Below are 25,681 nucleotides of genomic sequence, written 5' to 3'. Positions count from 1 at the left end.
CCGTCAGCCCTTGATGTGCAGGACGCAGATCAGGGTGAACAGCCGCCGCGCGGTGTCGAAATCGATCTCGATCTTCCCCTCCAGCCGTTCCTTGAGCAATTCGGCCGCCTCGTTGTGGATGCCGCGGCGCGCCATGTCGACCGTCTCGATTTGCGCTGGCGTCGCGTGCCGGATCGCCTCGTAATAGCTGTCGCAGATGGCGAAATAGTCTTTGATCGGTCGCCGGAAGCGCCCCATCGCAAGGACATAGGTCTCGAGATGCGATTCGTCTTCGCGGTGAATCGCGATCGCCAGCCGGCCTTCCTCCACCGCCAGCGCGATCCTGAACGGCCCGGCATAGCCATCGGGATAGGCGCGCTGCGGACAGAAATAATTGCCCTCGACCAGGTCGAAGATCGCGATTCGCCGTTCCTGCTCGATATCGGCCGAGCGCCATAATATGGTGCGCTCGTCGAGGGATACGGCGATGATGCGCGGGTCGGCCATGACGTTCCCGTAAAGGGGAAGGCCGCCGGGAACAACACGCTCGCTTCACCGGGCGCCGGGAACTTATCCCCGTTATTGTACTGCGCGGTCACTTGAGCCCGCGCGTGACCTCTGTGAAAGACGGCCATGGCCACAGCGATCCTTCCGACCCCGATTCTACCCGAAGCCCAGACTCTCCCCCAGAATGTCGAGGCCGAGGCGGCGATGCTCGGCGCGATGATGATCGACAACCGGCTGGCCGACGATCTGGTCGACAAGCTCGAGCCCGACCATTTCTACGAGCCGGTGCACGGCCGTATCTTCGCGGCGATCAAGCAGGCGCGCGGCAACGACATGCTCGCGACCCCGGTCACGCTCCGCCCGATGTTCGAGGCGGACGAGGGCATGAAGGAACTGGGCGGCCCCAGCTATCTCGCTCAGCTCACCGGCTCGGGCGCGGGGCTGATCGGCGCGCGCCAGTTCGCGCAGCAGATCTACGATCTCGCCATGCTGCGTACGCTGGTGACGGTCGGCCGTGGCCTGGTCGATCGCGCGCTGGACACCTCGGAAGAGGTCAATCCACGCCTTCAGATCGAGCTCGCCGAAGAGGAGCTGTTCAAGGTCGCCGCCGATGGCGGCACCGAGAGCCAGGTGAAGAGCTTCGCCCAGGCGACCACACTCGCGGTGAAGATGGCGCAGCGTGCGCTCAACTCGGGCGGCAACCTGTCGGGCGTCACCACCGGGCTCGATTCGGTCAACGCCAAGATGGGCGGCATGCATCATTCGGATCTGATGATCCTCGCCGGTCGTCCCGGCATGGGCAAGACCTCGCTCGCTACCAACATCGCCTTCAACGCCGCGCAGCGCTGGATGCGCGACATGCAGGACGGCATCGCGCCCGAGGAATCGGTCGGCGCCAAGGTTGCCTTTTTCAGCCTCGAAATGTCGGCCGACCAGCTCGCGACGCGTATCCTGTCGGAACAGGCCCGGATCAGCTCGGAGGCGCTGCGCATGGGCAAGATCAGTCGCGCCGAGTTCAACCAGCTCGCGGCCGCCGCCGCCGACCTGGAGAATCTGCCGCTCTATATCGACGACACCGCCGGCCTCAGCATCGCCGCGCTGCACACCCGCATGCGCCGGCTGCAGCGGCGTCACAACAACCAGATCGGGCTGGTGGTCGTCGATTACCTCCAGCTGCTGACCGGCTCGGCCAAGGCCTCGGGCGACGGCCGCGTGCAGGAAATCTCGGAGATCAGCCGCGGCCTGAAGACGCTCGCCAAGGACATGAACGTTCCCGTGATGGCGCTCTCCCAGCTCAGCCGCGCGGTCGAACAGCGCGAGGACAAGCGCCCCCAGCTATCGGATCTGCGCGAATCGGGCTCGATCGAGCAGGACGCCGATATCGTGATGTTCGTGTACCGCGAGGATTATTACGTCGCGGCGAAGGAGCCCAAGCGCCCGGTCGAGGGCGACAGCGCCAAGATCTTCGAGGATCACGCGCAATGGGCGACTGACATGGAACGCGTGTTCGGCCTGGCCGAACTGATCATCGCCAAACAGCGCCACGGCGCCACCGGCAAGGTAATCCTCAAGTTCGAGCCGAGCGTGACGCGGTTCTCGGATTTCGTGGGCTATTAAATTCTCCCTCTCCCCTTGTGGGAGAGGGAAGGGGCCCAAGCGAAGCTTGGGAAGGGTGAGGGGGACACTCGATTGTCTCGAACCTCACTCCCCCTCATCCGGCGCTGCGCGCCACCTTCTCCCACAAGGGGAGAAGGGAAGATTCAGAAAACCGGCTCTTCGCCCGGCTTGTCGACATGAATCCCGCACTCGACCTTGTCCCACCCGCGCCAGCGCCCCGCGCGGGGGTCTTCGCCCGGCTGCACCTTGCTGGTGCAGGGCTGGCACCCGATCGACAGATAGCCTTCCGCCTCGAGCGGATGGCGCGGCAGGTCATGTTCCGCGAAATAGGCTTCCAGATCGGCCTTCACCCAATCGCCGAGCGGATTGATCTTCAGCCGCCCGTCCTCGACCTCGAAGCGCGGGATGTTCTGGCGGGTGACTGACTGGAATGCCTTGCGGCCCGAAATCCAGCTGTCGAGGCCGGCCTTGGCCCGCTTCAGCGGCTCGACCTTGCGGATGTCGCAGCAGCCATCGGGGTCGTAGGACCAGCGCAGCCCCTTGTCGTCCTTCGCCGCGAGCACCGCCGCGTCGGGCTCCACCACCCAGCTGTTGGTCAGCCCGAAGGCTCGCACCAGCGTTTCGCGGTATGCCAGCGTCTCGGGAAACATCTTCAGCGTATCGACGAAGATCGCCGGCACGCTGGGGTCAGCACGGGCGACGAGGTGCAGCAACACCGCGCTTTCCGTACCGAACGAAGAAACGACCGCCGTCGTGCCGAGCGTGCCGTCGGCGAACAGCGCCTTCAGCATGGTCAGCGTATCGACCCCCGCGAAGCGCGCGTTGAGCGCGTCCGCATCCGCCTGCGTAAAAGCGGGCCGGGCATCGATGACGTCGATCTTCCGCGCAGCTTCAGCCATGCCGCAATTTCCATACCGGCACGGCGCCGTCCGCCGCTGCCTGATAGACATGCTCGTACCGCGCCAGCGACGCCTGCAGCGTAGCCGCGTCGATCTCCGCCTCGGGTGCGAAGCTGTCGAAGCCGCAGCGCTTCATCAGCGGGATCTGGTCGACCAGCACATCGCCCGCCGCGCGCAGCTCGCCGGTATAGCCCGCCTCGCGCAGCACCCGCGCCGAGGAATAGCCGCGCCCGTCGCGGAACTTGGGGAAGCTCACTTCGATCAGCGCGATTTGCCCCAGATGCGGGATCAGCGCGCGCGCATCGTCGCCCGCTTCGATGCGGACCGCGGTGGCGTTGGTCTGCCCCATGAAGGAATCGAGCGTGACCGCGGGCTCGTCATGCGCGGCGTCGTCGCGAAAGCGGAGTAGGTCACCCATGATAAGACTCCGTCCCCATCCGTTCGTGTCGAGCGAAGTCGAGACACATTGAGCGCACGCCCGCTGCCTGTTTCTCGACGTCGCTCGAAACGAACGGAGAAGGGAGAGCGAAAGGAAGCCGATCACCCATAGATCGCCTCCTTGAACGGGTCGATGCCGACTCGGCGATAGGTGTCGAGGAAGCGTTCGCCCTCTTCGCGCAACAGCACATAACGATCGGTCACGCGCTCGACCGCATCGACGATGCCGTCCTCGTCGAAGCCGGGGCCGGTGATCTTGCCAAGGCTGGCATCTTCCGCCCCCGATCCGCCGAGCAGCAGCTGGTAATTCTCGGTGCCTTTCTTGTCGACGCCGAGGATGCCGATATGACCGGCATGGTGATGGCCGCAGGCATTGATGCAGCCGCTGATCTTGAGTTTCAGCTCGCCCAGGTCGCGCTGGCGCGCCGGATCGGCGAAGCGGCTGGCGATCTTCTGCGCGACCGGGATCGAGCGGGCATTGGCCAGGCTGCAATAATCCAGCCCCGGGCAAGCGATGATGTCGCTGATCAGGTCGAGATTGGCCTCGGCCAGCCCGCCCTCGCTGAGCGACTGCCACACCGCGTACAGATCGGCCTTGCGCACATGCGGCAGCACGATGTTCTGCGCATGCGTCACGCGCAGCTCGTCGAACGAATAGCGCTCGGCCAGCGCCGCCATCAGGTCGATCTGCTCCGCCGTCGCGTCACCCGGGATGCCCCCAGCCGGCTTCAGGCTGATATTGACGATGGCATAGCCCGGCTGCTTGTGCGGCTTGACGTTCTGGTCGAGCCATACCGCGAAATCAGGGTCGCTGCGGCTGACCAGCTCGCTTGCGCCCTGCTCGAAGGCGGGCGGCGCGAAGAAGGCAGTGATGCGGTCGAACTCGGCCTTGGGCGGGTCGATGCCCAGCGCCTTCACCGCGAGGAATTCCTCTTCGACCTGACGGCGATATTCGTCGGCGCCCAGCTCATGGATCAGGATCTTGATCCGTGCCTTGTACATATTGTCGCGCCGGCCATAGCGATTGTACACGCGCAGGCACGCCTCGACATAGCTGAGCAGATCGTCGGCACCGACGAAATCCTTGATCTCGGGCGCGACCATCGGCGTGCGCCCCATGCCGCCGCCGACGAAAATCTTGCCGCCCAGTTCACCGTCCCGCTCGAGCAGCTGGATGCCGATATCGTGCAGCCGCATCGCCGCGCGGTCCTCATCGGCCGCGATCACCGCGATCTTGAATTTCCGGGGCAGATAGCTGAATTCCGGATGGAACGTGCTCCACTGGCGCAGCAGCTCGGCCCAGGGGCGCGGATCGGCCACTTCGTCCGCCGCGGCGCCGGCATATTGATCCGACGAGATGTTGCGGATGCAATTGCCGCTGGTCTGGATGGCATGCATCTCGACCGTAGCGAGATCGGCCAGGATATCCGGCGCATCGGCCAGCTTGATCCAGTTATACTGGATGTTCTGCCGCGTGGTGAAATGCCCGTACCCGCGATCGTACTTGCGCGCGATGTGCCCGAGCATGCGCATCTGCCGTCCGTCCAGCGTGCCATACGGAATGGCGACACGCAGCATGTACGCATGAAGCTGCAGGTACAGGCCGTTCATCAGCCGCAACGGCTTGAACTGGTCCTCGGTGATCTGGCCGGCAAGGCGGCGCTTCACCTGGTCGCGGAATTCCTCGACGCGGGCATCGACGATCGCCTGGTCATATTGGTCGTATTTATACATCAGAGAATATCCACAACCGTTCGCCCTGAGCTTGTCGAAGGGCTGCCCTTCTTCACTTCGGTCGAAAGAAAAGAGCAGGGCTTCGACAAGCTCAGCCCGAACGGAAGAAGGGTTTTCATATCACCCAGCTCCCCGCGGCCGGATCGGCGGGCTTCAATGTCAGGTCGAGCCGCACCGTTGGCCCCAGCGCACGGACGCGGTCCTTGATATGCGCCGGGCGGGGCCCCTCGGGCGTCGCGGTCGCATCGATCACATAGGGTGCGTTGACGCGGCGGGCGCCTTCCTCGGCGCCGGCGATCGCCTCGCCCTGGTCGCCGACATCGACCGACTCCTCGACATGGCGCGACCAGCCCTGGCCGGTCCACCAGATCACATCGCCGGTCGGCAGGTCGTTCCCGGTCAGCAATTTCACGCGACACTCTCCGCAATTCGGGCCCAGCGGCCGAGCTTGTCCTCGGCATCCGACAATTCCACGACTTCGCCCACGACGATGATCGCCGGGCTCGCCACCTTCTCGCGATCGACCATCGAACCGAGATCGGCGAGCAAGGTCTTGATCGCGCGGCTGCCCGACAGCGTGCCGCGCTCCAGCACCGCCACCGGCATGTCCGGTGCCACGCCGTCGCGCATCAGCTTGTCGGCAATGTCGTTCGCGGTCGCGACGCCCATATAGATGACGAGCGTGCGGCCCTTGCCGGCCAGCCCCGACCAATCCTGCTCGGTCAGGCCCTTGCACTGGCCCGCCACGAAGCTGACAGCGCTGCTATGGTCGCGGTGCGTGAGAGGCAGCATCGCCTCGGCCGCGCAGCCCAGCGCCGCCGACACGCCGGGAATCACTTCGACCGGCAGCCCGGCCGCACGAACCGCTTCGACCTCTTCACCGCCGCGCCCGAAGATGAACGGGTCGCCACCCTTCAGCCGCACGACGATCGCGCCGGTCTTCACATGCGCGACGATCAGCGCGTTGATTGCCTCCTGCGGCAGCGTATGCCGCGCACGCTGCTTGGCGACCGAAATGCGCTGCGCCGAGGCGGGCGCGATATCGAGCACGCGCGAATCGATCAGCCCGTCATGAACCAGAATGTCCGCGGTCTTCAGCGCCTCGACCGCACGCACGGTCAGCAGCCCGGGGTCGCCCGGGCCAGCACCAACAAGGATCACGCGCCCGCGCGCGGAAGGATCGAGAAGGCTTGCCATGGGGAGTGCAGATGGTCCCCGGGCGGGCGGGCCGCAACGGATGCTTGCTTGGGGCGTCCTTAGCGAATCTATGCCACTGGTGTGGCGATCGCCGCAGCGTGCGCGCGGATGATCGCGCGGGTCGAGGCGTCGCTGTCGAATACCCCGTACCAGCCCTGCGGCTCATGCGGCGGATCGCCCAGCCAGGCCGTGTCGCCGGGCACGAAGCGATGATCCGCATGCGCCGCCCGGCCTTCGCCCGACCAGGCCCAGAAATTGCTGCCAGCGACCGGACCGCCGCGCGCGACATCGGCCTCCACCGCGCCATAGATCTGCCGGTAATAGCGGTCCTTGAAGGCCGTCGCCGCGGACGGATCGTAACTGCCCCCGTCGCGCGGATAGCCGAATTCCTCGATCACCAGCGGCTTGCCCAGCTCGGTCGCGATGCGGACATGCCGCGCGATATAATCGGCGACCTTGGCTGCGCCTGCCTCCTCGGTCCCCGCCAGGTTCTTCGCATCGACCCAGCCCCAGTTGAGCGGCCAGATATGGCAGGTGAGATAATCGATCTCCGGGATCCGATGTTCCGCCTTCACGAGCGCCTCGCGCTCCAGCGCCCCCTTCAGCCCCTCGCTCCCGGTCGAGACGAGCTGGCGCGGCGCGAGGCCGCGGATCAGTCGCGCGGTGCCCTGCACCCAGGCCTGGAAGGCAGGCAGGGCGGCCAGCCCCACCGCGTCGCTGCCCGCCGGCCGCGGCTCGTTGGCGAGCTGCCACGCCATGATCGTCGGGTCGTCCGCATAAGCCGTGCCGGTGACCTTGTTGGTGCGCCCGACGATCGCGCGGATGTGGCGGTGGTACAGCGCGACCGCGTCCGCCCGGCCGTAGAAGCGGGAGACATGATCCGGGAATTCCGGCCAGGGATGCGCCGGATCGTTCATGTTGATGAAGCGACCCTGGTCGACATAGCTGAGATAGGTCATCATCCCGCCCGACCATTCCCAGAAATTGGTCAGGTAGAGCACCGCGCGCATCTGCCTTTTGCCCATCTCGGCTAGCAGGAAATCGAGCCCGCCCAGCAGTGCCGGGTCATAGTGACCGCGCCCGTCATGCATCGCCGGCTCGACTGCGTTGAGCAGCGGCGATTTCTCGGAAGAGGCCAGCACGCGCAGATTGGTCACGCCCATCGCGGCCAGCGCATCCAGCTCGCGCTTCAGCCGCGCCCGATCGCCATAAGCCGCATCGGCCCCGAGCCACGCGCCGTACCACATGTTCGCGCCGGCATAGCGATAGGGCTTGCCGTTGATGGTAAAGCGTATCCCGTCGCGTTTTACGAAGCGATCAGGGCCGTTCGCAGCTACTGCCGGACCCGCGAGCGCCAGCGTGATGCCGGCACTGACCACCTCTCTCCGCGTGAACATGGTCCCTCCTGTCTATCGTTGGACAAGAGGATAGCGCGCGGGACGGGGATTGAAAGGGGCGGGGCTGTCGGTTGAGCCCGCCCGCGCCATCGGCCGTCACCAGAATCGCCCCCCATAAAGCTTCAGGCCCGAGGTCCCCGCGGCCGGTGTACCGTCGCGGATCGTCGCTGCATCCGGCGTGAGCGCGATGGAACGGGGCAGCGCGTCCAGCACGCGCTTCGCGGTGGCGCGGTCACCGACATTGGCGCTGAGCAGGCGGGGCGGGGCGGCGTTGAGGAACAACAGGTACACGCTGCCGAACCAGTCGCGAACCTCGATATGGTCGATGGTCGCAAAGGGCAGCCGGCCTTCCCGGAACAGCTTGAAATGGATGGCATCGGGCGCGATCGCGAAGCGCGGATTGATGCTGTTGTGCGACTTGCCGCCAAGCAGGCCGCCCTGGTGCCGGTACAGCGCGCGAACGGCGATGGTGATCGTCCCGTCCGGCGCGGTAACGGGCGGCGCGGGCTGCGATATCTTCCCCCTGCGCAGGATCACGACGATGCCGATAGCCGCTAACAGCAGCGCCGTCGTGGCGCCGTGGAACAGGAGCTGGCTCGCCGCCGTGTTCATGGCCGGACCGGATCGGGTTCGACCAACTGCATCCGGGCGAGCATGGCGCGGGCCTCGGGCGAGTCGGCGATGGGCTCGAGCCGGGGCGAGGTGCGCACCAGCCCCATCGACGTCCGGATCGCGAAGATCATCACAGCGCCCGCCACGACATCGATGTTGAGCGGCGCGACCGCCGAGGGGCCGGGCGCGCCGGGAATATCGGCGAAGAGGCGGTGCGTGCCCGCCGGCAATGCCATCATGGTGAAACGCTTCGGCATCAGCTGGGCGATCACCTCATCATCGACCGATACGTCGAAGCCGATCGACCCCGCGGCATTGCTCCTGTCGCGCATCATGACGACCCAGCCGGCCCCGGGCGTTGGCGGAAAGGCGAGCAATGCCGCTTTTCGGGCATCGTTCGCCACTGGCATCCGGCGATTGCGCGCCAGCGCGTTCAGGCCGGTGAACAACCCCGAGCCGAGGACCATCGGCAGCACGAACTTGGTCGCGCCGAGGTCCAGGCCCGGAGTACTGGCCTCGGCGAGGATCAGTAGCGTGAAGAGAACGCCGCCGACGGCGAACGCAATCGCGAGATTTCCGAGCGTCTTCATCGCTCTAGAGACCAAAGCTGATGCCGACGCGCCCGGCGGTCGATCCGCGCACGGTCGACCCGCCGACGCCGGCATTGATATAGACCTTGGGGCTGACGCGGCCGACGACCGATCCCGAAAAGCCCTGTTGTCCGCGATAGGTCGCCAGGTTGAACGACATCGAAATATTGCTGTCCGGCACGATCATCGTACCGCCCAGCGCCACGGCCGCCGCGATGCCGCCATTGGCTTCCTGGATGTTCCGGCGCAGCCCGTTGACCGACCTCTGCAGCCCGCCGACCTGATCCTGCAAGGTCCCGATCTGGTTCGACTGGATGGTGTTCACTGCCTCGATCGCCGTCATCCGCGCATCCTGGCTGACATTCCTGGCCTCGACCGAGGTCAGGCGCGTGTTCTGGGTGACGTTCTCGGTTTCGACTCCGGTCAGCCGCGTGTCCTGTACCGTGTTGACGCTCTCGACACTGGTCAGTCGCGTGTCCTGCACCGTGTTGACGCTCTCGACATTGGTCAGCCGCGAGTCCTGCTGGACGTTCTTCGCCTCGACGGCGGTGATGCGCGTGCCCTGATCGTTCACCTGGTTGGTCAGGTTGGTGACGTTGCCGGCGACGCTCCCGATGGCGTTGTCGACATAATCCTTGTTCGCCGCGTCGGTCCCCGCGATCGGCGCGCCGACATTCTGGATGCGGTTTCCACCGGCGTCGATCGTGGTGCCAGGGGTGATCGCCAGCTTGCCGCTGATCGTCACCGACGAATTGAACGTCGATTTCGCCACTCGGAGCTCGGTTATCTCGGCGAGGCCGGTCGCAAAGCTGTTCGAAGACAGCGATCCCCCGAAACTGCCGTTGCCGGTGGCGGCGAGCGACCCTGTGTTGATGCTCTTGGTGGCCAGGTTGCCGACGTTGCTGATGGAGTTCGTATTGAGCTGGTCCACGGTCGTGAAACCGGCGAAATGCGCCTGGCCGTTGAATTGCACGCCCTCGTTGAAAATGGCGCCCCCGTTGAAGGTCGCCAGGCCGTCGGCACCGTCGAGAATGATTTCCCGCCCGGCGGGGCCGACCGTGATCCTGGTGTCGTTGGAGTAGATCGGGAAGCTGTCGCAGCCATCCTCGTCACCAAAGCCGATCATGCCGTTCGAGGAGCAGATCGCCTGCTGGCCTCCTCCCGCGGCTGGCTCGATCCGGACCTGGGCCGCAGCGGGCAGCGGGACGAGCGCGGCGGCGAGTGCGAGGCCGCCCAGGCCGGCCGGCCAGGCGCCATGGTGACGCAGCCAGAATTCATTGATCATCGACGAAGCCTTTCCCAGAATTGCGCGGGTTACTGACTCCCGAACTCTCCCTGGCGGACGTCTCGCCGCCGGATTCATTCGGTCGTTGCCTGGCTTATGGTCGGGCGGTACCGTGCCCCGCGCTCTTCGTTTGGGTAGGAGGTTGCAAAATCGCCATGCAGTTTGTGGTCGCCAATGCCCTGCCCGATGACCGGTCTCATCAGGATCGGCTGCCGCTTGCATGGGAGACGCTCGATCGGCTGATCGGCCAGATCTACGAATGCGCGCTCGACCCGTCCCAGTGGAACGCGACGCTCGAGCAGATCAGGCTGGCGCTGTGCCCGCCCGAATGGCGATCCGCCTTTCTGATGCTGGAACGACGCAATCCTCCCAGCGCCAGGTTCATCGCATGGACCAATATCGGGCCGGGCGTCGAGGCCATGTACAGTGCGGTCTTCGCCTATAACAATCCCTGGTCGCAGCGCGCCTGGCCGGCGCGCAACGGGCAGTTGATCGACACCGACGAGATCCTGCCGCGTGAGGAATTCCGCAAGACCGGCATGTACCGGAATTTCCTTGCGTCGATGAATGTGGACCGGACGCTGTGTCTCATGCTCGATCGTCGCGAGGGCGAGCGTCTCGGCTTGTTGCTGATCGGCCCGGGCGATGCGGATCTCGTGCTGCTGCGGCGCGGGCTCCGCGTCCTTGGCCCGCATATTCAGCGCGCGGTGCGGATCAGCCACCGCATCGCCAGCCTCGAAGTGGCGGCGGGGGCGGCGCGGGCGGCCGCCAACCGGTCGCGCTACGCCCTGATCAGCCTCGACAGGGATTTCGCCATCCTGTCGGTCAATGATCGCGTCGCGCATTATGAGGCAACCGGCCTCATCACGACCGCGGGCGGCAGGCTGGCCTTTGTCGATCCGGCCAGCCAGCAAAAGCTGGCCGCCATGGGCTCGAGCCCGTCCCGGGACGACCTTGCCTTCCACGCGACGGACCGGGCGGGGCGGGAGCATCCGGTGCTCGGCGTGCTGATCGTGCCCAAGACCATTCCCTATATCGGCGGCGCCATTCCCGATGCCGCGATGATCGTCACCATCGGCAGCGGGGTGGGCGAGGGGCCGGTCATGAGCATCGACCGGCTGGCGCAATGGTTCGGGCTGACACCGACCGAGGCGCGCGTCGTCGACGCGCTGGTCGACGGGCAAACCCCGCAGGATTATGCCAGCCGCAATGGCATCAGCATCAACGCGGTGCGGTTCCACCTGAAGCACATCTTCCTCAAGACCGAAACGGCCAGCCAGGCGCAACTCGTCGCCCGGATCGCGAACATGCCCCGGTGATTCGCCGGTAGGTTGTCACCCGCACGGGAAGCGGTGCATTTCGTGCGACGGAGGCGTAAGCTGGCGCGCATGAGCCACGATCCAGTCCTGCCCGGTCAGCTTTCCGACCCACTCGTTTCCCGCCGCAGCACGCTGGCGATGTTGTCGTCGACCGTGCTGCTCGCCGCCTGCGGCAGCAGCAGCGGCGGGTCCCCCACGCCCACGCCGGCCCCCGCACCGACGCCGACTCCGACACCCACGCCGACCCCGACGCCCGGGCCGGTGACGGGTCCCGCCTGGTTCGGCTATGGCCATGACGCGCAGCACAGCGCGGTCAGCGCGATCGCGTCGCAGGATCTCGGGCGTGTCGCATGGTCGTCAGCCGTCGACCTGGCGCCGCAATATACGGCGGGCGGTGCGCTGCTCACGCATTATGGCTCGCCGGTGGTGACGACTCACAACACGGTCGTGATTCCAGTGAAGACGGCTGCCACCGGCGGTTACCGCGTCGAAGGGCGCAACGGGGCGAACGGCGCGCTGATCTGGTCGGCGACCACTGACTATGTCACGCCGCCGCACAATTGGGTGCCGCCCTACAACGCGCTGCTCACGCAGCAGGGGCGGCTATATGCGCCGGGCGCGGGCGGCAAGCTGATGATGCGCGCGGATGCGGATGCCGCCACCGGCACGCTCGCGGCGCAGCTTTTCTATGGCGCGACTACCTATAACGCCAATCCCGCGGCATTCGACGGCACCGTGTTCGTCAACACGCCGCTCACGGCCGATGCGCTGGGCAACATCTTTTTCGGTTTCCAGGTGACCGGCACCAACCCGGCGGGACTGGTCAGCGGCATTGCGCGAGTCGCGCCCGACGGCACCGGCATCTGGGTTGGCGCGGCTGCGGCGGCCTCGGATTCGTCGATCCAGAAGCCCGTAACGAATTGCGCGCCGGCGCTCTCGGTCGACGGCGGCACGGTCTATATCGCGGTGAACCGAGGCTCGACGAGCGCGACGCAGACGGGTTTCCTGCTCGCGCTCGACAGCACCACGCTCGCCACGCGCGCCAGGGTCGCCCTGACGGATCCGAACCTGCTCGCGCCCGCGCGCCTCAGCGACGACGGCACGGCAACGCCGGTGGTCGGGCCCGATGGCCGGGTGTTCTACGGCGTGCTGGAATCGGTGTTCCCGTCGCATAATGCGCGCGGCTGGCTGCTGCAGTTCGACGCCCTGCTCAATCCGGTGGGCGTGCCGGGCAGCTTCGGCTGGGACGTGTCGCCCAGCGTGATCCCGGCGTCGATGGTGCCGTCCTACACCGGTACGTCGACCTATCTGCTCGCGCAGAAATACAATAATTATGCCGGGGTGGGCACGGGCGACGGGCTGAACCGGATCGCCGTGCTGGATCCGAAGACGGGCCAGGCCGATGCGATCGTGCCGGGCGTGCAGGTGATGCGTGAAGTGCTGACGATCCTCGGGCCCACGCTGGACGGCACCACGGCCACGTCGCGGCGCGAATGGTGCATCAACACCATGGCGGCCGATCCGGCGCGCAAGTCGATCCTCGCCAACAATGAGGACGGGGTGCTGTATCGCTGGGACCTCGCCACGAACACGCTGTCGCAGAGCGTGCGGCTCAACCCCGGACTCGGCCAAGCTTATACGCCGACACTCGTTGGCGCCGACGGTGCGGTCTACGCGATCAGCAACGCGACCTTGTATTCGATCCGCGCGATTTAGCCTTGCGCCCGGTCAGGCGGTGGGCGTGCTCACCGCCGGAACGGGTCGCCGAAGCGCGCATCCGTCGTGAGGACGGGGTCGCTCAATGTCATCAGGAACGCCACCAGCGCTGCCCGATCCGCCGCGCCGAGGTTCAGGCGCTGCGGCCTGCCGCCGCGTCGCAGGCGATGGTCGAGCGCCGGGCCTTGCTGGACACCGTGATCGTAAAAGTCGATCACGTCCGCCAGCGTCGTGAACCGTCCGTCATGCATATAGGGCCCGGTCAGGCCGACACTGCGTAGCGATGGCGCCTTGAACAGCCGGGTCTCGCCGGCGTCCAGCCCGTTGCTCCGCGCGTCGGCCGCCAGCGCGAAGGTCGGGGGTAGGTGGCAGGCCGAACAGCCGGCGCCGCCCCGCGCGACCCCAATCATGAACAGCTGCCGGCCACGATTTTCCTGCGGCGTGAAGTTCGGCAGGTCGACATCCAGCGCGCGGTTCGGCCGGGCGGGCGAGAAGACCTGCGCATAACCCATATCCCACCGGCTGGAGCGCGAGACCATCGCGCGCACGAATTGCGCGAGCGCCTGCTGAATGCGCGGCTCGGTGACCGTGGGGCTGCCGAACGCCCAGGTGAACAGCGCCGGATAATAGGTCGTCGCACCCATCTTGCGGATCAGCGCATCGAAACCGCCCGCGGCACCACCCCAGCCCAGTTCGACCAGGCTGTGGAACGGGTGGCTCGCCTGCGCTTCCACGCTCGCCGCGCGCCTGTCCCAGAACATCGAGCCCGGTCGCCAGTAGCGCAGATTGCCCAGCCGCATCGCGTGGAAGTCAGTGGTGGCGGCGCTGCTGATCCCGTTGCTGAACCGCATCGAATCGGTAAAACCGAACGCCTGCCGGTGGCAGGAGGCGCACGAGGCTCTGTCGTTGGTGCTCAGCTTCAGGTCGTAGAACAGCACCCGGCCCAGCGTGGCCACCCGATCATTGACGGGGTTGGACGCCGGGCTGTGGTCGAGCGCCGTCACCGACCGGTCGAAATAGGCGGGAAGCGTCGGCGCGGCATAGTTCGCGACATGAGCGAAATCGACCGTGGTGGTCCGTGCGACACCCGCAGGGGTGACGGGCTGCCGATCGCTCCGCCCGTCGCCGCACCCGGCCAGCGCCAGAATGAAGGCGCTCGCGGCCAGACGTCCGATCCACCCGCGCGTCTTGGCCTCGTGCTCGCGGTTGATCATGACGGATCCTCTCGTACGGCGCATTCCCTGACAATGGCCGGCTCTCCCCCAGCTCGAGGCCCAACTCGTGACGGAAATCGACCGTCGCGTCGCGATCTTCGACGACGACGCCGATATTGTCCATGCGTTTGACCGCCACCGGGCTCGCCTCAATGGCCCTGGCTTGCCCCGTCAAAGCCATGGAGGGTTGCATCGGGGAACAATCGTTACGGCCTGCGCATGCCCCGCCGGAGTTCTCGATGTTTGAGCCGAAGAGGAAATTGCTGTTCACGAGCGATCGTGGAGAAATTCCCTAATTGAAAGGCGGCGATCGAACGATGGCCGTGTCCCTGCCTTCTTTACTCTTTCGCCATTTTTTGCGCGATCGGCGGTGAATGAGCGAACCGCAAACGGTACAAGTGCCGATATAGTACAGGCCATCCCATTTCACCCTGTTCCGATCAGGAGTATGCCGGTTTAGCCCGCACAGAATAAGGCGTATCACTGAGAGGGGCACAAATACTTCCTTGCCGAAAGCGATGCTACGTGCGCCGCGACTCTCCGCCATCACGTGACGTGCGGACGTGCGCCTGCCGCCTCCTGACGGGAACCAGAAAACCGGTGCCGAGCGAGACGTCGAAGCGTTTTTACATCGGCTTGAAAACGCTCGCTATAGTCCATCTGGACTGCCTTGTGTTGGGGACTATCGCCGCCGATCGCGTTACAGTCGCTTTCCATGGACGAGCCCATTGTTCTCATCATCGACGATCATGCGCTGTTCCGCTCGGGCGTCGCCGCCTTGCTTTCCATCGGGCTGCACAATGCAAGGATCTGCGAGGCGGGCTCTCTCGAAGAGGCGCTGGCCTATAGCGGGATCAACCCGTCGATCCTGATCCTCGACGTCCAGTTGCATGGCATCAGCGGCCTGCAGGGCATGCCTTCCCTGCGGCGCAAATGGCCCCATGCCAGGGTCCTGGTGGTGTCGGCGTTCGACACCCCCGATGTCATCGCGGATGCCCTGGCGCTGGGCGCCGAAAGCTTTCTCGCCAAGACCGAACGTCCCGACCGGATGATTGCGGCACTGCGCCGCATGCTGGATGGCCCGGCCGGCAAGCCCGTCGCGCGACCGGCGGACATGACACGAACCGCCCTGACGCCACGCCAGACAGAGGTGCTCGATCTCGTGTGTCAGGGATTGTCCAACAAGATGATCGCGCGCCGCCTCGGCCTTTCCGAACATACCGTCCGCGGCCATGTTCAGGCCCTGCTGGCGTCGCTCGGCGCGGCGACCAGGACGGAAGCTGCCTTTGCGGCCCGCCGCCTGGGGCTCATTCGGTGACGGCGCTGGCCCGCGGCGCCGTGCGCACCGAACAGGTGCGGATGGTGCTTGAAGGGGTCGGCGCGTCCCTGGCCGTCGGCATCCTGCTTCCCAGCCTGCTGGTCCTCGTCCTCAAACAGTCGGCGCCCCATCCATTGCTGGCAAGCTGGTATGTGGCGTTTCTCGCCGGACGCTGGTTGATGGTGCTGGCCGCGCGGCAGCTGCTGCGGTCCGGCGACTATCGCCGCCTTGGCCGGCGCGTCGAATTTGGGCTGGCGCTGCTGAAAATCTACGAAGGCTGCCTGTGGGGCGCGCTGCTCTGGATCGCGCTTCCCGCGTCGGACCCGGCGATCAGCATCGTGCTCCTGTCGCTGCTGTGCGCCATTTGCGGCAATGCGGTGGCATTGCTCGCGCCGCTACGGGATCTCTACCTGGCGCTGGCCCTTCCGATGCTGGCCTTCGGGTTCACCCGATTCTGGTCGATGGGGACCACGCCGTACCGCGCGCTCGCGCTGTGCTGCATCCTGTATGTCGCCGGCCTTTACGGCCAGTCGCGTCTCGCCAATCGTCGCATTCGCGACGTCATCATGCTGCAGTTCGAAAACGACCGCCTGGTCGATCAGCTGCGCCGTGAAATGGGCCTGGCGCAGGAGGCCCGCTTCGAAGCGGAGCGCGCCAATACCGCCAAATCCCGTTTCCTCGCCGCCGCGAGCCACGATCTTCGCCAACCCGTGCACGCGTTGGGGCTGTTCCTCGAGGCGCTGGCGCACAGCCGGCTGACTCCGGCGCAACGGCACACCGTGGAAAGTGCGCAGACGGCGAGCCTGGCCTCGTCCGAGATGCTGAACACGCTGCTCGACTTCTCGCGCATCGAGGCTGGCGTGATCGTGCCCAACATCCGTGATTTTCCGCTTCAGCCGCTGTTCGACAAGCTGGAGAACGAGCTGGCGCCGATGGCCGACGCGAAGCAGCTGATCTACCGGTCGCCGCAGACGCTGGCCTGGGTGACCTCCGACAGCGTGCTTCTCGAACAGATCCTGCGCAATCTCATATCCAACGCCATCCGCTACACGATGCGCGGCGGGCTGTTCATCGGGTGCCGCCGCCGGTCCGGCGCGGTGTCCATCGAAATCTACGATACCGGCATCGGCATCGCCGAACATGCGCAGGCCGACATTTTTTGCGAATTCCTCCAGCTCGGCAATCCGGAGCGCGACCGTCAGAAGGGCCTGGGGCTGGGCCTCGCCATCGCACACCGGCTGGCCGCCTCGCTCGATCATCCGCTGTCCCTGTCGTCCGTGGTCGATCGTGGCAGCGTTTTCCGTGTCAGGGTGCCGCTGACGTCCCCAAGCGACGAAGCCCTTGGGTCCGGGCAGCTTCCCGACCCGGTTCCGCTGGGGCAGCTTGCCGGGCGGACGTTCCTGGTGGTCGACGATGACGCGATCGTGCGGGCCGGCATGCGCCACCTCCTGCGCAGCTGGGGCTGCGAATGCCACGCGGCGGAATCGCAGGGTGCGGCCATCGATCTGTTGTCGCACTATCCACGGCCGGACGCGATCATCTGCGATTATCGCCTGCAGGACGGGCAAACCGGCGCCGATGTGGCGGCGACGCTCCGCCACTATCTCGGCGGCGACATTCCCGCCTTGCTGATCACCGGCGATACCGCCCCCGAGCGGCTGCGCGAGGCAATGCTCAGCGGGCTGCTCCTGATGCACAAGCCGGTCTCGCCGGCGCAACTGTATCAGCATCTCTGCCGGCTGGTGGCCGAATCTCCGCCGACCGCCGCGCATTCGGCGGCAGTGACACGATAGAGATGGCAGGGCGGGGGCGCTACTGCGTGGTCGGTGCGTAGTGGTCCAGGCGATAATAGCCCCGCGATCCTGAAGTACAGCAAAGCGGTCTTCTTTGCTTATTTGGGGCTAACCCAATGCGTCAGCAGACAACCACAGCAGGACCGCGAATTCGACAGTGAATGCGCGCATCCGCACTCGGCCTCGCGATTTGAGCGCGCTGTCAAAAGGGAGATGGCAGAAGGGGAACTGGCTCCGGTCGATCTTGATACAATCGTTAGTCCGAGTGTGCGGTTTGAAGCGATTTTCGTCCTTTGGAACAAAGTATCGTGTCGATGATTTCAATGTCCTGACTCTGCGTGTTTTTTAAAAGGGGTCCAGTGATGAAGAAGACATTTGGGTTCGGCATGACCGCCGGCCTGATTCATTATCCGCGTGCTACTCCGCAAGGCGATAACGGGCCGCTGACGCTACGAAGCGAATGTCGAAGCCGCTGCCGACAATCTGGATCACGCCGCTGACAACGCGGGGCGTTCGCTGCTGCATCCAGTTTCCAGAACCGCGTAGCCGGCGTTCGTGCCGACGGCAAAAACAACGCCGAAGGTAAGAGCGCGCACGATCCCGATACGAGCCTGTAGAATAGTATTTAGATCAGTTTTGCTGATGAGTGACAGAATTACTATAGTCTCGATATTAATAACTTACATTCGATATTTATAATACAACTTTAGGTGAGCAATTAAACGACGAGCTGACAATCAAGACATAACTGCGTTTCTATAAAAATAAAGCAAGGGAGAGTAGGATGAACATCAAGCACGCAAAGACCGGTACGAGTCTGCTCGCGATAGGCAGGGGGCTGGCACCGGTCGTGATCGCCGGCGCCAGTTTTGCCGTCGCCGCGCCTGCCCAGGCACAGACCGCCTGTCTGCCGATCGCCGGCATCAACATTCTTTGCACCGGTGGCGGAGCGCCAGCCGATCCGCTCACGCCCGTGCTTGACCTTCCGCCGATCGCCGGACCCGTTGTCGTGACGCTCGGCGACGGATTCCAGTCGCCCGACACCGTCGTCCTCTCGACGGTCGGCGCCGCCGCCGACATCGTGATCAATCCGGTCGGTTCCGCCGTGATCAACACCACCGGCGAGCGCGGCCTTGATCTCAATGCGGGCGGATCGATCACTGCCCGCATCACGAGCATCACCACCAGCGGCAACGGCGCTACGGGGGGTCTGTTGCGCGCCGTCGATGACGTGCTGTTCACCGCCGACGACCTGATTTCCACTACTGGCGACAATGCGCCCGGGCTCGACATTCAGGGCAGCAATGTCACCGTCAACAGCAACATCATCCGCACTACCGGCAACAATTCGAACGGCGTGCAACTGGTCTCGCTTGACGGCCCGGTCAATCTCGATGCTGATCTGATCGATACCAGCGGTAATCTTTCGACGGCGACGCTGATTCGCTCCGCCGGCGCGGTCAACGTCAATGTCGGCGTATTGCGCACTCAAGGCTCGCAGGCGCTCGGGCTTGATATCGCAACCAATCCGGCGACCTGCGTTCTGCTCGGGACTGGCGGCTGCGACGTTACCGCCGCTGCTGACCAGATCACCACCAACGGCTTTGGCGGCATCGGCGCGCTGGTCACTGCAGCAACCGGCACGACGACCGTCAATGTCGATACGCTCCAGACCGGCGGCGACGAGGCGGCGGGCCTCGACCTCTCCGCCGATCCCGTGGTGTGCGCGACACTCGGAGCCGGCGCGTGCGACCAGAATTTTACGGTCGGCTCGCTGACCACGCAGGGCGACAATTCACCAGGCGCCCTCATCCGGGCGGCGGGCAATATTACCGGCAACGTGAATCTGCTCACCACCAACGGCAACAATGCCGCCGGTTTGGACCTTGCCTCGGACCCTGATGCCTGCATCCTGCTGGGCGCGGGCAATTGCGGAACGTCGTTCAATATCGGGCAACTCACCACCACCGGCGATGGGTCGACCGGCGTGCTTGCCCGCATCGCTGGCCCGACCACGGGCCGAATCGGCGTGCTGGGCACGACCGGCGACAATGCCACCGGCATCGACATCGTCGGGGATCCCACTGCCTGCGTGCTTCTGGGTAGCGGCGCCTGCGACGTCGATCTCGCCGCGAACCGGGTGACGACGCAGGGCGACGGCGCTGCCGGCGTGCTGATCAATGCACCCGCCAACATCCTCGCCAATATCGGCCTCATTTCGACCTCGGGCGACAACGCGACCGGCCTCGGCATCACGACAGATCCGGCGGCATGCCTGGTTCTGGGGCCGGGATCGTGCGGCATCACCGCGGTCACCGGTCCGGTGACGACCGGCGGTGACAATTCGCCTGGTATCGAGGTGGTGGGCGGCAACGACCCGATCTCGGTCACGCCCGGTCCGGTCACCACCGGCGGGGACAATTCCCCCGGCGTGATCGTGACCGGCAATGGCCCGATCACCGTCGTCACCACCGGACCGGTAACCACCACCGGCAACAACTCGCCTGCCATTGACGTCAATGGCGGGGCTGGCCCGGTCGTGGTCAACACGACCGCCGGCCCGATCACGACCAGCGGCAGCAATTCGGACGGCATCGACGTCTCCACCACGACGGGCAATCAGACCATCGTGGCCGGCCCGATCAGGGTGACTGGCCCCGGCTCGGACGGCATCGTCGCGGTCAGCCCGGGGTGCAGCGCCATCAATATCACCGCGACAGGCGCGGTGACCTCGGCACAGGGCGTTGGCATTCTCGCCTCAAGCGCATGCAGCGTGACTGTGACGACGTTGCCGGGCGCGCCGGTTTCCGGCCGGCTCGCGGGCATCGACGTGACCTCGGGCACGGGCGCGACGATCACCGTCGGCGATGTCGTGTCGAGCGCGACGGGCCCGGCGATCGATGTGGACGGCGCGCCGGCGCTGGTCACGATCACCTCGACCGGCACCGTGAACGGCTATGTCGACCTGACCGACAGCAATGACGTCCTGACCAATAACGGCAGGTTCAACGCGACCGCGAACAGCGCATTCGGCGCCGGGGCCGACCGCGTGGTGAACCGCGGCATTTTCAACGTGCGGCCGGGTGCCGCCACCGCGGGCACGATCACTCTGGCGGGGCTCGAGAATTTCGACAATAGCGGGCTTGTCGATCTGCGAAACGGGGTCAGTGGCGATACGCTGGCGCTCCCTGGCAACTTCACCGGTTCGGGTGCCTCGACGCTCGGCCTGGATGTGGCGCTGGGCGGCGCAACGCCCACCGCCGACCGGCTGGTTCTTGGCGGCGCGGCGACCGGCAGCACGACCATTCTGGTCAATCCGCTGACTGCCAATCCCGGCCTGCTGGTGAACAATCTGGTCCTGGTCGATGCGGGCGCGGGAAGCTCGGCGACCGCCTTCAATCTCGGCGGCCCCGCCACGATCGGCCTGGTCAGCTACCGGCTGGCTTATGATCCCGCCAGCTCCAACTATGCCTTGTTCGGTACGCCGAGCAACCGCGCGTATGAGTTCCTGAAGGCGGACGAAGGCGCGCGCCAGATCTTCTATCGCACCAATGACGCCTGGTCGGGCCATATGCGTGACCTTCGCGACGCCGGCGGTGCCGCGGCCGACGAATCCCGGCGCGGGTCGGCCTTGTGGGGCCAGATGTTCGGATCCTTCAACAGGAACCGCTCGAGCCAGAGCACAAACGTGTTCGGACAAGCCCAGAATATCGTCACGAACAATCTCCAGGACTTTTTCGGCGGCCAGATCGGTTATGATTTCGGCGGGGTGAGCGAAGGCCGGGGGTTCGTGTTCGGCCTTACCGGTGGTTATGCCAATTCGACCGTCACCTTCAGCGGCAATGCCGATCGTTTCGTCTACAACGCCGTCAACGCCGGCGCCTATGCCAGCGGCAATGTCGGCCCCGTCTTCCTGAACGTGCTGGGCAAATATGAGCATTACTGGCTGGATATCGTGATGCCGGGCATCGCCAGCCGCCAGCACGTGAAGGGTGACGGCTATGGCGGCAAGGCCGAGGCGGGCCTGCGGTTCGGCGGGTCGGGCTTCTTCGTCGAGCCCGGCGTCTCGATCGAATATGTCCGCACCAGCCTCGGCACGCTTCGCGTCGATCCCACCACGATCGATTTCGACGGGAGCGACGGGCTGCGCGGCGCGGCCGGGCTGCGGATCGGCACCGTCATGACCTCGGGCGCGACCCGCACGAGCCTTTATGCCGGTGGCAGCGCGGTGCACGAGTTCAAGGGACAACGCGGCCTGGACTTCGCCAATGGTGGTCAGACGGTCGGGCTGCGCAATGACCGGATCGGGACGTACGGGCACGGCGTGATCGGCGTGAACATCGTGTCGAACGGCAATGTCAGTGGCTTCATCGAAGCGAGCGGTGACTTGAGCAAGACCTATAAGGGCGGCGGTGGTCGCGCCGGACTGAGCATACGCTTCTGACGGTAATCGGATCGTCCAGGCCGAGCGACGGAGTTTGGTGCGTTCAGGTGTCGAAATGAAGCGGGAATAGACCTGCCTGGCTCATTGACCTTGGACGCACCGTTCCGGTTTCGGAGGGCCGTAAGGTGCGTGAGGTTTTGACGAAGCGGCCGCAAACTGGCCGGTCGGCTTCCGGCCAAGCGCTGAAGTAGCAGATGCCAAGCGACTCTGGTTGATCCAGCCGCTTGGTCCCCGCCATCACCCTACCTCATCCCCATCCCCAACATCCCGGATCACCACCGACCCAGACCGTGCGTCGATCACGATCTCCTCAGCATAGGGATCATAACCCTTGTCCCCGTCGCGTTCCCGCCGCTTCGCCGCCCATTCCTTGTCGGCGCGTTCGGCCACGTTGAAGATCGCCAGCTGTGCCCGCTTCTGCTGCGCCTCCGCTTCCTGCACCAGCGCGGCCCAGCGGCGTTGCGCGCTCGCATTGCCGTTGAGCGCCGCGGCACCGATTGCGCGGAGCACCGCCCGGTTCATTGGCATCCGGGTCACGCTGTCGCCGTCGCGCACCTCGACCATGCGATAGGCTTCCTCGAGGATCAGCTGCCGCGTCGGCTCGGTCGCCCCGCGCAGCCGGTCGCCCGGCGCCCCGGATCGGCGCGGCGGGCGGCCCGCCGGATTGCCCGATTGCCCCGGCTGGAACTGGTATTCGACCGGCGGCTTGTCCCGCTCCGCACGCCGGGTCCCACTCGCGGTCGTGCCCGGCTTGCTCGATTCAATGCTCTGTCGCGTCATGTCATCGTCCCATGGATGAAGGATCGCAGCATGAAGCCAGCTTCCGCCGGACATTTGAATCGACGCGCACCGTTTGGCGCCGGGTCATGCCCTGTTCCGCCCGGGCACGTGCCCTGTTCCGCGCCGTTCCGGCCCTGTTATCGCGGAACAGGGCATGTGCCGCACAATATATTGATATATATAGATAATATCTCCAACAAAGTTGGAGGTAACAGGGCTGGAAAAATATCGCTGCCCTGTTTCGCCCTGTTCCTGTTGGCAGCACCGCGCGGGGCTGCATCCGGGCCTCGCGACTCGGCCACCCGGCTTCGCGCGTTCGCATGCCAATCGAATCGCCTGAACCATGGCGTCGGTCGACATCCGTCCGCAAACATCGGGCTTCAGCGCACCGATGCCGCCGATCGTGAAAGCCGAACCGCGCGCCTCACCGGAAGGCGAGGGTCGCCCGCGCGTAATAATAGCCGCCGTTCACGCCGAACGCCGAGAAATTGGGATAGACCTCCACCGCCGGGCTGCCGGCCAGCGCCGCCACGCGCAGGCCGTCCTCGTTCACGCGCTTCGGGCGCTTGTCGAACAGGTTGTTCGCGCCCACGCTGAGCGTCAGCGCCTTGCCCAGCCGGTGCGAGAGGTCGAGGTCAGTGATGAACGCCGTGCCCGTCCGGTCGAGATAATAGGTACCGTCGCCGGGGTCGGCATAGCGCGAGGCGTCGCCATAAAGGCTTTCCTTCAGCGCCACCGTCCAGGGGCCTTTGGTATACACACCGGCAAGGATGATCTTGTATTTGGGCGACGCGGTTTCCAGCGTCGACAGCGCCACCTTGTCGAACAGGCTCTGCCCGGACGCGGCCAGCTGGGCGGGGGTTGCGCGGATCTTGGTCACTACGGTCTCGCTGTAATTGCCCGCGAGCGACCAGTCGATCCGGCCCGCATCGCCCAGCCCGGTGGCGACGTTCAGCACCACGTCCACGCCGCGCGTACGCGTGTCGATGCCGTTGGAAAAGACGTTGATCCCCGAAAAGGGCACATTCTCCAGCACATTGCCATTGGCGACGATCGCGGCGTTGACCGCCGCCGATCGTACCACGCCGGCATAGGTGCCGTACAGCGTGCCGCTGGCGACCACCCGGTCACGGATGCCGATCTGATAGGCGTCGATGGTAAGCGTCGCGCGCGGCGCGATCGTCGCCACCATGCCCAGGCTGACATTGGTCGAATGCTCGGGCGCCAGCGGATCGATCCCGATCAGCCGGGCAGCGGCGGCATTGGGCGGCAGCTGGACGAAGGCGGAATTGGGCTGGACATTGGTCGCCGAATAATAGGCTTCCGCCAGGGTCGGCGCCCTGAAGCCGGTGCTCGCGGTGCCGCGCAGCGCGACGGTCGGCGATACGGCGTAGCGCGCGCTGATCTTGCCCACCAGCGTCTCCCCGAAATCGGAGAAATGCTCCAGCCGCCCGGCCAGGTTGACGGTCAGGTCGGTTACGGGCTTGATCGACGCCTCGGCATAGAGCGCGGCGTTGCGGCGGCTATGGCTGCCGGCATCGGTCAGCGAGAAGCCGGGAAAGGATTGCGAGCCCGCCTTGTAGCGCGAGGCCGCATCGCCTTCCTGCAAGCTGTAGGTCTCGCGCCGGTATTCGGCGCCCAGCGCCAGCCCGACCGGCTCGCCAAGGCCGATCTCGATCTGGCGGCGCAGGTCGAGATTGGTCGTCCACTGAGTCGCCTTGAATGCCCCGGCATCGAAATCGGTCGGCGTCTTTCCGGTGTCGTTGAACAGGTCGATATTGGCCGATCCGGTCACCGCCACCCGGTTGTCGTTGACGCCATAGGTGCTGCTCAGGTCCCATGCCCATCCGACCAGGTCGCCGCGCCCGCCGATCGTGGCGGCGGCATCGTCGGTCTTCAGCCGGTCGACCGGGTTGAACCCCTGGGGATAGAGTTGCGGCAATCGCGTCGGCAGCCGGAAATTGGCCCAGCCGCCCGCCTTTTTGTGGCCATAGGTGCCGAACGCGTAGATTTCGACATCGGGCGAGACGTGAAAGCCCGCATTCGCGCTCAGCAGGTGCAGCGTGTAGCGCGCATCGCCGAACACCCGGTTGAGATAGGGGTAGCCCGGCAGGGTGCGCCATTCGGGGTGCGCGCCGGAGGCGATCGCCTGTTCGACTCGCGCATCGGGGCCGCCGGCATTGCTGTAGTCATGGAACCGCGTCTCGGCGGTCAGGTTGAGAAAACCCTGGTCGCCCAGTGCCAGGCCGAGATTGGCCGAGGCACCGATGGTCTCGCCATCGCCCTGGAAATATTGCCCGGCATGGACGCTCGCCCTGCCGCCCGACGCAGAATCGTCCAGGATGATGTGGACGACGCCGGCAATCGCGTCCGATCCATATTCCGCCGCGGCCCCGTCCAGCAGCACTTCGACGCGCTCGACCGAGGCCATCGGAATGAAGCTCAGGTCCGGCGCCGCGCCGCCCTGGAACGCGCTCGACAATACAGACAGGTTGGCGGTGCCGTGGCGCCGCTTGCCGTTGATCAGGATCAGCGTGTGGTTGGGCGACACGCCCCTCAGCCGCGCCGCCAGTGTCTCGTTGGCGAGGTCGTTGCCGACCGCCTGGGTGTTGAACGAGGCGAGCGTGGTCGACAGCGCGCCCATCAGGCTCGGCGATCCGGCGCGGTCCAGCGTTGCGGCGTCGAGCACCTGCACCGGCGCCGGGCTGTCGATCGCGCGCAGGCCGGTGGTCCGTGTCCCCGTGACGATCACCGGGCTCTGTTCGGGTTCTTCCTGGCCGAAAGCGGGTTGCGCCGATCCAAGCACCGCTACCGCGGCACCCAAGCTGATCCTGATCATCGA

19 protein-coding genes are annotated in these 25,681 nt (G+C 65.6%); 6 read left to right on the top strand and 13 right to left on the bottom strand.

Annotation, left to right across the window (positions count from 1 at the left end; all coding sequences use genetic code 11):
* Window positions 1-3 precede the first annotated feature (3 nt).
* Window positions 4-486, bottom strand: coding sequence for a UPF0262 family protein (locus tag ACZ1I5_RS11245; RefSeq protein WP_465173771.1), 483 nt, complete (start codon window positions 484-486; stop codon window positions 4-6).
* Between the two features lie 126 nt (window positions 487-612).
* Between ACZ1I5_RS11245 and ACZ1I5_RS11240 the strand changes: the two genes are divergently transcribed.
* Entirely contained in the window at window positions 613-2,103 is a 1,491-nt protein-coding gene (locus ACZ1I5_RS11240; RefSeq protein ID WP_465173770.1) for a replicative DNA helicase, read from the top strand.
* Window positions 2,104-2,246: 143 nt separating this feature from the next.
* Here ACZ1I5_RS11240 and ACZ1I5_RS11235 read toward each other — a convergent pair whose 3' ends face one another.
* The 9 genes from ACZ1I5_RS11235 to ACZ1I5_RS11195 all read right to left on the bottom strand — a co-directional run bounded on the left by ACZ1I5_RS11235 (window position 2,247) and on the right by ACZ1I5_RS11195 (window position 10,255).
* Window positions 2,247-3,002 carry a phosphoadenylyl-sulfate reductase gene (locus ACZ1I5_RS11235; protein WP_465173769.1) on the bottom strand — a complete coding sequence of 252 codons (756 nt, stop codon included), beginning with the start codon at window positions 3,000-3,002 and terminating at the stop codon, window positions 2,247-2,249.
* Window positions 2,995-3,420, bottom strand: coding sequence for a DUF934 domain-containing protein (locus ACZ1I5_RS11230; RefSeq protein ID WP_465173768.1), 426 nt, complete (start codon window positions 3,418-3,420; stop codon window positions 2,995-2,997). Before ACZ1I5_RS11230 ends, ACZ1I5_RS11235 begins: the two co-directional genes overlap by 8 nt.
* Before the next feature lie 122 nt (window positions 3,421-3,542).
* A complete protein-coding gene (locus ACZ1I5_RS11225) occupies window positions 3,543-5,174 on the bottom strand; it encodes a nitrite/sulfite reductase (RefSeq protein ID WP_465173767.1) in 1,632 nt (543 codons plus the stop codon).
* A gap of 115 nt (window positions 5,175-5,289) precedes the next feature.
* The gene (locus ACZ1I5_RS11220) at window positions 5,290-5,586 is read right to left on the bottom strand and encodes a DUF2849 domain-containing protein (RefSeq protein ID WP_465173766.1); all 297 of its coding nucleotides are present in this window, start codon (window positions 5,584-5,586) and stop codon (window positions 5,290-5,292) included.
* The gene (gene cobA / locus ACZ1I5_RS11215; protein ID WP_465173765.1) at window positions 5,583-6,371 is read right to left on the bottom strand and encodes a uroporphyrinogen-III C-methyltransferase; all 789 of its coding nucleotides are present in this window, start codon (window positions 6,369-6,371) and stop codon (window positions 5,583-5,585) included. The genes ACZ1I5_RS11220 and cobA overlap by 4 nt, the downstream gene beginning before the upstream one ends.
* Window positions 6,372-6,439: 68 nt before the next feature.
* The gene (locus ACZ1I5_RS11210; protein ID WP_465173764.1) at window positions 6,440-7,768 is read right to left on the bottom strand and encodes a glycoside hydrolase 5 family protein; all 1,329 of its coding nucleotides are present in this window, start codon (window positions 7,766-7,768) and stop codon (window positions 6,440-6,442) included.
* Window positions 7,769-7,864: 96 nt separating this feature from the next.
* Window positions 7,865-8,380 carry a hypothetical protein gene (locus ACZ1I5_RS11205; RefSeq protein WP_465173763.1) on the bottom strand — a complete coding sequence of 172 codons (516 nt, stop codon included), beginning with the start codon at window positions 8,378-8,380 and terminating at the stop codon, window positions 7,865-7,867.
* Entirely contained in the window at window positions 8,377-8,970 is a 594-nt protein-coding gene (locus ACZ1I5_RS11200) for a hypothetical protein (RefSeq protein WP_465173762.1), read from the bottom strand. The genes ACZ1I5_RS11205 and ACZ1I5_RS11200 overlap by 4 nt, the downstream gene beginning before the upstream one ends.
* A gap of 4 nt (window positions 8,971-8,974) precedes the next feature.
* Window positions 8,975-10,255, bottom strand: a complete 1,281-nt coding sequence (locus ACZ1I5_RS11195; RefSeq protein WP_465173761.1) for a YadA C-terminal domain-containing protein — start codon at window positions 10,253-10,255, stop codon at window positions 8,975-8,977.
* A gap of 155 nt (window positions 10,256-10,410) precedes the next feature.
* Between ACZ1I5_RS11195 and ACZ1I5_RS11190 the strand changes: the two genes are divergently transcribed.
* Both ACZ1I5_RS11190 and ACZ1I5_RS11185 read left to right on the top strand, forming a co-directional pair.
* Window positions 10,411-11,574 (top strand): helix-turn-helix transcriptional regulator, encoded by a 1,164-nt coding sequence (locus tag ACZ1I5_RS11190; protein WP_465173760.1) that lies wholly within the window; start codon window positions 10,411-10,413, stop codon window positions 11,572-11,574.
* Window positions 11,575-11,643: 69 nt separating this feature from the next.
* Window positions 11,644-13,290, top strand: a complete 1,647-nt coding sequence (locus ACZ1I5_RS11185; protein ID WP_465173759.1) for a hypothetical protein — start codon at window positions 11,644-11,646, stop codon at window positions 13,288-13,290.
* A 29-nt stretch (window positions 13,291-13,319) separates the two neighbouring features.
* Here ACZ1I5_RS11185 and ACZ1I5_RS11180 read toward each other — a convergent pair whose 3' ends face one another.
* Entirely contained in the window at window positions 13,320-14,504 is a 1,185-nt protein-coding gene (locus ACZ1I5_RS11180; protein WP_465173758.1) for a cytochrome-c peroxidase, read from the bottom strand.
* A 715-nt stretch (window positions 14,505-15,219) separates the two neighbouring features.
* Here ACZ1I5_RS11180 and ACZ1I5_RS11175 point away from each other — a divergent pair.
* The 3 genes from ACZ1I5_RS11175 to ACZ1I5_RS11165 all read left to right on the top strand — a co-directional run bounded on the left by ACZ1I5_RS11175 (window position 15,220) and on the right by ACZ1I5_RS11165 (window position 22,059).
* A complete protein-coding gene (locus ACZ1I5_RS11175) occupies window positions 15,220-15,822 on the top strand; it encodes a response regulator (RefSeq protein ID WP_465173757.1) in 603 nt (200 codons plus the stop codon).
* Window positions 15,819-17,615: an ATP-binding response regulator gene (locus ACZ1I5_RS11170; protein ID WP_465173756.1), complete on the top strand. Its 1,797-nt coding sequence runs from the start codon at window positions 15,819-15,821 to the stop codon at window positions 17,613-17,615. Before ACZ1I5_RS11175 ends, ACZ1I5_RS11170 begins: the two co-directional genes overlap by 4 nt.
* Before the next feature lie 784 nt (window positions 17,616-18,399).
* Entirely contained in the window at window positions 18,400-22,059 is a 3,660-nt protein-coding gene (locus tag ACZ1I5_RS11165) for an autotransporter outer membrane beta-barrel domain-containing protein (protein WP_465173755.1), read from the top strand.
* A 237-nt stretch (window positions 22,060-22,296) separates the two neighbouring features.
* Here ACZ1I5_RS11165 and ACZ1I5_RS11160 read toward each other — a convergent pair whose 3' ends face one another.
* Both ACZ1I5_RS11160 and ACZ1I5_RS11155 read right to left on the bottom strand, forming a co-directional pair.
* Window positions 22,297-22,839 carry a DUF5681 domain-containing protein gene (locus ACZ1I5_RS11160; protein WP_465173754.1) on the bottom strand — a complete coding sequence of 181 codons (543 nt, stop codon included), beginning with the start codon at window positions 22,837-22,839 and terminating at the stop codon, window positions 22,297-22,299.
* 424 nt (window positions 22,840-23,263) lie between these two features.
* On the bottom strand, window positions 23,264-25,678 hold the full coding sequence (locus ACZ1I5_RS11155) for a TonB-dependent receptor plug domain-containing protein (RefSeq protein WP_465173753.1): 2,415 nt from the start codon (window positions 25,676-25,678) through the stop codon (window positions 23,264-23,266).
* Window positions 25,679-25,681 lie beyond the last annotated feature (3 nt).

Source organism: Sphingomonas sp. BL-S-30 (assembly GCF_055521475.1).
The sequence above is the reverse complement of the archived record's forward strand: the minus strand, read 5'-3'. Positions and strand labels throughout refer to the sequence as shown.